Origin of the sequence: Okeania sp. SIO2B9 (assembly GCF_010672505.1) — a bacterium.
Classification (GTDB): domain Bacteria; phylum Cyanobacteriota; class Cyanobacteriia; order Cyanobacteriales; family Microcoleaceae; genus Okeania; species Okeania hirsuta.
Window position 1 is genome coordinate 1 of sequence record NZ_JAAHGK010000269.1, and the last position, 6,908, is coordinate 6,908.

Below are 6,908 nucleotides of genomic sequence, written 5' to 3' on the forward strand. Positions count from 1 at the left end.
AATCTGGAGACTTGTTATTTGTAGATATACCTCCATATGGAGTTAACGCTATAGATGTTACTGTCAGCAATTACTCACAAGAATATTATGCTATATTTAACACCGATCTTGGCAACCCAATAGAACTACCCCCATATAAAACTAGTGAAGTAATAACTTATCCAGTCCAACCATCGAGTTCAGCTACATTCTCAAATGCGAGTCGTGTTACAAATACACCTATACGGATCACAGTAGTTGCGAAATAGTGGTTAATTAAGATAATTTTTTGTAGGGGTGAGCTAATGTAGTGATTGATATTAGCAGTTAATAGACTTGATGTTTGCTCACCCTACCCATCACGAAACAATTGTAATAATAGAGGAAGAAACTCCTCTGGATATTTGGAGAAAACGTTCACACACAAAGTGACTTACGGAGTAATAAAAATGAAGAAAGCATTAGGCAAAGTCATCGTTGCATTTTTTTTCTGTTTACTATCTTTCGCAGTAGTTTCCCCCAGCCCTGCAATGGCAGCTGAATATTGTTTTTTAGGACAAGAGCCACAATGTTTTCGAGAATTGCCATTCTCTGGAGACTTGTTATATGTAGATATACCTGAATTTGGAGTTAGCTCCATAGATGTTATTTTGACCAATTTCTCAAATGGCAAAGAAGCTGTAGTTAACAGTGATATTGACTATCCAATAGTAATAGGCCCAGATGACCGTCCAGTCCAAAGAAATTATCCAGTCGTACCACGAAGCTCAGTTACATTCTCAAATGAGAGTCCTGTTCCAGATACACTAGTAAGAATCAGAGTATTTGGGAATAGTCGTTAATTAAGATAATTTTTTGTAGGGGTGGGCAAATGTAGTGATTGATGTTAGCAGTTAATAGACTTGATGTTTGCCCACCCTACCCATCAGATCAAATCTGGTAGCATCGGTTTAACGAAGTCAGAAGTCAGAAGTCAGAAGTTAACCCACCCCTCGCCCCTCCCAGGAGGGAAAGTAGGGGATTTGAGCTTCACTCCAAAAATATTTCGCCAGTCAAGGTGGGGTGGCGCGACCCATATTATTTTGATAAAATCTTTTGAAGGTAGGAGGACCGAGTCAGGTAGGGGAGCCGTCGGATTGGGGACGTACAGGATTCAGGAGGAGAAAGAATCACAAAGATGAGCGTATTTATGACGATTCGAGAATTTTTTTATGTTCAATAAAACGGATTTGATATCAGGAGCTAGAGAAATAGAATAGGGGAAAAAGCGGATGCAACCCCGCGACGACGTTAGTTGCATCTGGTAGCGCACCAAGCAGGTGGAAATTTGCCTCCCCATCACCCCATCACCCCACACTACCCTACTACCAAGGACTACCCACCATGGTAAACCCTGCCCAATAATAAGGGTGAGATAATTTTCGATTCCTCATTTCTCCTAGCACCGATGGTAACTCTACTGACTCACGACCTCCAACCCTCGCGATCTGATTTTTTTTAATCACTACATCCCCACGCAACATTGATAACTGCGCCTGTCTTACAGCTTCCGCCTTAATCCTAGTCTGATTCAAATGACTATAAAACTCAGTCATTAATGCTAAGGTGGCTCGATCATTCACATACCAAATACTAGCTAAAGCTGACTTTACTCCTGCTGCTATTGCTAATCCCGCAAATCCTAATTCGGCATCTTTGTCCCCAAAGGCGGTGCGACAAGCTGATAATACTAACAATTCTACAGAACTCTCATTCCAACCCAACTCCCTAATTTGGTCTAATTTTATTTGTTCTTCACCCCATAACTGAATGTAAGAATTACTAATTTTTCCCGGTCTAAAATCAGCATGAGTGGCTAAATGAATAATAGGATAAGGATAACTTTCTCTTTGAGTAATTAAATTATGAAGAGTAAAATCTTCATTTAGGAACATACTACCCTGCCATAGTTTTTGAGAAACAACTTCTAGTTCGACAGGTACTCCTGGTAAGGAATTGTGAGCAATAAACTCACTTGCTCCCATTGCTAATACCCGAGTATTTTGAAGCGTTCGGTAGTTGGTATCCATTAAACTAACACTGGGAATTAAACTCAGGCTATATTTTTCGATCAGGAATTGTTCGCCATCGTGTAATGCTGCTACGGCTAAAGTGCGCAAACCTTCATCCATACTGAATAGTAAGGTATCGATATTAGCTGCTTCTAGTTCCGATGCTATGGGTGCGATGAGCCAATTGTATAATTTTTGTGCTGGTGATAGATAACTATCATTATCTTGGTTAGCTGGAGTTGTAACTCTTATTCGTAATTCTAGTGCAACTTCCATGATTTGTTCGCGGTTAACAGAGGGAATGGTTTTGATTATTGGTTGACCTTCTTTGGTATATAAGATTATTTGTAATTGTTCTGGATAGACATTAATATAAACAATGGCAGATTCTTTTCCGGTTTGATTTGCCATGTCGCTTAAAATATCTCGGACGCTTTGTGTAGAAATTAATTTTTCCTCCAAATCTGCTCCCAGGTAATCTGAGTATTCCTGGAGACTGTTTCGTTCTAACGTTGTTACTACTTGGTCTGAAGCTGTAGCTGTTATTAGAGATTTGGTATTAACAGGATTAATTGTTTTTAAGATTTGTTGGGTGTCAGTTGTAGTGCTGATAGATGTTTCTGTTTGTTCTTGAGCAGTACCAGCATTGATTGTTTGGTTATTGTTAGTGGGAGTGGTCAGGGTGAAAAAATTGATATTGCTTGATATTTGCTGTAATATTGACTGGGTGGAAGTGGTGTCAGTTGAGGTGATTACTGGTATATCTGTTGAATTGTTAAGATTTTCTGATTGGGTAGGGTTAGTTTCTACTGGGAGAATCTGGTTATCAGTGTTATTTTCTGGTATAATAATGTCGCCACTATCAATATTAGTAATTGTTTCTATTTCCTGTGGGGCGATCGCTATTTGTTCTGGGGTATTGGTATTATCTGGAGTATTATTAATAGTTGCATTCCCGCCTTCAGAAATAGCTGTTTGCTCTTCTACGGAAATATTACCACCTGGTTGAATATCGATATTAGCATCTCCTTGATTGGCGATCGCCTCTTGATTACCTACAGAAATATCCCCTCCAGCATCAAGATCAATATTAGCATCTCCTTGATTGGCGATCGCCTCTTGATTACCTACAGAAATATCCCCTCCAGCATCAAGATCAATATTGGCATCTCCATCTCCAGAAATTACAGTTTGGTCTTCAGTGCTGATATCTCCTGTTGCATCTAGATCGATACCACCTGCTTCGCCCTCTGAAGCAATTGATTCTAAGTCCAAAGTAGTAATAGAGCCATCAGTTGCTTCTAGTCGAATAATACCTGAACTGACTGTACCCAAAGAACTTAAGTTTCCTGTAGTTATTTGACTGCCATTAATAATAACTTCACCACTGGGGCCGTCCGGTGCTTGAGTTGTCACATTCCCTGTATTCACTGTTGCTATCTGACTTTGAATTCTCAAATCCCCACTTTCAGTCGCACCAAAGGATGATACATTTTCCAGATTCACACTTTCTGGGGCATCAATCTCAATATTTCCTCCTCTGCCTTCCTCTGAGAAAGAAGTAATGTCTCCCGTTGCACTAATCTCCCCTATTTCACTCTCCAATGTAATGTCACCTCCCTGTTGTATCCCTTCCGAACGAATTCCACTAATACTTACATTACCCAGAGATGTGAGAGTAACATCCCCACCGATACCCTCCGTAGAAAAAGTGTTTAACTCCCCTTGAACATCTATGCTATTTGCACTCCGACTGTCAATAGTAATATCACCCCCACGCATCCTTCCCTGGGATAGAATATTTTTTAGATTAACTGAACTTTCAGCTTGAATATTCACATTCCCAGCTGTACCTTGTGCTGAAAATGTTTCTATTGCTTGGGTAGAATTGACTTCACCGTTTTCACTAATAATTTCAACATTTCCTCCTGTGGTTGGTTTTGCTTGGTTGAGGGTGCTAGCTTCTAGTTTACCTACAGTAATATTTTCTCTGGCATTGAGCGCAATGTCTCCAGTGCCGTCAGGGGAACGAGAGTTTATTACTCCAGCAGTGGTGTCTATTGTGCCATTGTTGCTAGTAATATTGATATTTCCTGCTTCTCCTTGAGTTGCTTCTCCTTGAGGTACAGGTATGAGGGTAAAATTGTTAAATACTGAGATTTCTTCTCTGACAAAACCTGATGCTAGATCTATTTGACCCACTTCTATTGCGTCATCCGCAACAATATGTATTGTACCTGTATCGCCTTCATCTGCACCGGAATATATTCTAGCTGCTGTAGTCTTAATGTTACCACCCGCTTCTAAAATAATGTCTCCTCCTTTGCCTGAGTTTTCAGTATCGGATGTAGTTGCAGGTTCGGAGGCAGAGATAACATTACTATTTTCGGCGATATTGATGTCACCTCCTGCTTTTAAAAGAATTTGACCGCCGTCTGCATCAGCAAAAGAGTAAATGTCACTGGTAGTAATGTTTCCTGCGGATGCTTCTAAGGTAACGTTGCCTCCAGTTCCTTCGCCAGAATAGTTGGCCAGAAATCCATTACTGGTGTCTATGTTTCCTGTTTCTGTGATGATGGTAATTTGACCGCCCTGTTGTTCTCCGTGGGAACTGATAGTATTAGTAGTCACATCTGTTTTCGCACTCAGAGTTACATCTCCAGCGTTACCTTTTTCTGAAAATGATTGGATGGGTTGAGTAGCATTGATTTCTCTCTGTTCACTGGTAATGGTAATGTCACCTCCGTTAGCAGCTTCTTTTGATTCTGAGGCAGAAGATTGGATAATACCTGTGACGATATTTTCTTGAGCTGTGATTTCTATTGTGCCTGCGTTTCCTGCATCAGTGCTTCTAGCTGAGATGGTACTATTTTCCGCTGATAGTTCCCCTGTATTAATAGTAATTTTTCCTCCGTCTCCAGCTCCTGTGGTCTCTGTAATGATTTGACCGTCGAGTTGAAAGTTTTCACTGGGGTTGATGTTGATGCTGCCTCCGTCTCCACTATCGGAAGTAGCTGCAGATATAGTAGTATTTTCGGCTATTGTCAGGTTTTTGGTTTCTATATTGATCATACCTGCGTTTCCCCCTGCCGTAGTTTCCACCGTGATTTTTCCTTCCCCTGTAATATTGATGTTTTCTGGAGCAAATATATTGATATTGCCTCCATCTCCACTGGAAGTAGTGCGGGCAGAGATCAAGCCATTTTCGCTGAAGGTAATATTAAAGTCCGGGTCAAAGCGATCGGAACGATTTTCTCTATTCCCCTGCTCCCCTATAAGAAAGTAGGGGTTAAGGGTAAGAGTACCTGCGGGGGTTTCTCCTGCTGTTTCGGCAAATATTCCGAGTCGGCCTGAGATTAGTAAGTCCGTAGCATTGATGGTAATGTTGCCTCCTGCTTCAGTGTTGGTTGCTCCTTCTCTTGCTGTGGCACTAATTTGAGCATCTTCTCCTATGGTTAGTTTTATGGTGTTGATTTCTATATCCCCAGCTTTTCCCTTATCATTGGTTTCTGTAGTTAAACTTGTTCCTGTTTCCAGGGTTAATTCTTCGGTGTCGATCTCGATCGTTCCTGCATTTCCTTTGTCAGTGGTAGAAGCTGATATGGCTACTCCATCTGAAAGGGTGAGGTTTTGGGTCTCAATGTTGATGCTGCCAGCGTTTCCTTTGTCTGAAGTTTCTACAGCAATGAATCCTTTTCCAGCAATATCTATGGTTTCTGGGGCACTGATATTAATGTTGCCTCCGTTGCCTGTGGAGCTGGTGGAGGCGGATATGAAACCGTCGTTGCTGAAATTGATGTTGAGGTCTGGGTGGTCTTTGTAGGGACTGATGGTAAGGGTGCCAGCGTTTGCTGATGCTTCAGTTTCGGCGAATATTCCGAGTTTTCCTGTAATATTGAGTTCGTTGGTGTTGATAGTAATATTGCCTCCGTCTCCGGTGCTGGTTGCGCCCAAAACTACTGTGGCACTGATTTGGGCATCTTGACCGATATCTACAGTGTTGGCTTCGATGGTGATATCTCCTGGTGCCCCTGCTCCATAAGTTTCTGTAATTAGGCTTGTGCTTTGGTCTAGGTTGAGCTTGTTTGCTTGGATGTCGATACTACCTGCGTTCCCTATACCTTCTGTATTTGCTCGGAGTTGGCTGTTGTTTGTCAGTTGGATGTCTTGGGGAGTTTCGAGAGTGATGTTGCCTGCGTTTCCTTCTGCGTTGGTGATGCTGAGGATGTCGGTGTTGTCGAGGGTGGTGTTTTTTTGGCTATATATGTAGACATCTCCTGCGGGTTGGTCTCCTTTGGTGTCACTTTCGATGGTGACGTTGTTGAGGCTGAGGTTGCCTGAACTGAAGATGTTAACGTTTCCCGATCTGCCTTGGGTGTCACCTACGTCTATTGTTATGTCTGGGACGAAAGGGTTTTCTATCGTTACTTGTTTACTGGTGATGATGGATAAGTCTGTCAGTTGAAGGTTTCCTTGTGGTTGACTTTCAATTATTACCTGCCCTGCTTCGGAGTGGGTAGATAGGGTCAATATTTCTGCATTGCTGAGGTTGTTGGTGGTAATGTTAACGTCTCCACCTTTCCCGGAGTCGTTTTCTCCGACTGAGAATGTTTTGATTGCTAATGGTTCTCCGTCTCCGTTTTCTGGAGGGTTAAATTTGATTGTTTCTGCAGTTAGAGAAATGGTTCCCCCATTTCCTGAGTTACCTTCATCGGAATAGGAAAAAGAATTGAGCGATTCTGTAGTGATATCGCTTCCAGCCTCAAGATCAATGGCTCCCCCATTTCCTGAGTTAGCACTAGAGAAAAAAGAATAAGAATTGAGCGATTCTGTAGTGATATCGCCTCCAGCCTCAAGGTCAATGGCTCCCCCATTTCC

4 protein-coding genes are annotated in these 6,908 nt (G+C 41.9%); 3 read left to right on the forward strand and 1 reads right to left on the reverse strand.

The features are described from left to right. The 3 genes from F6K13_RS11780 to F6K13_RS11790 all read left to right on the forward strand — a co-directional run. A partial coding sequence (locus F6K13_RS11780; protein WP_287287438.1) for a hypothetical protein occupies positions 1-248 on the forward strand: 248 nt, incomplete at its 5' end. Positions 249-428: 180 nt separating this feature from the next. Beyond that, complete coding sequence (locus F6K13_RS11785; protein WP_124147227.1) at positions 429-821, forward strand: hypothetical protein; 393 nt, start codon at positions 429-431, stop codon at positions 819-821. 63 nt (positions 822-884) lie between these two features. After that, positions 885-1,160: a hypothetical protein gene (locus F6K13_RS11790; protein WP_287287439.1), complete on the forward strand. Its 276-nt coding sequence runs from the start codon at positions 885-887 to the stop codon at positions 1,158-1,160. Between the two features lie 183 nt (positions 1,161-1,343). Here F6K13_RS11790 and F6K13_RS11795 read toward each other — a convergent pair. After that, a partial coding sequence (locus F6K13_RS11795; RefSeq protein WP_287287441.1) for a CHAT domain-containing protein occupies positions 1,344-6,908 on the reverse strand: 5,565 nt, incomplete at its 5' end.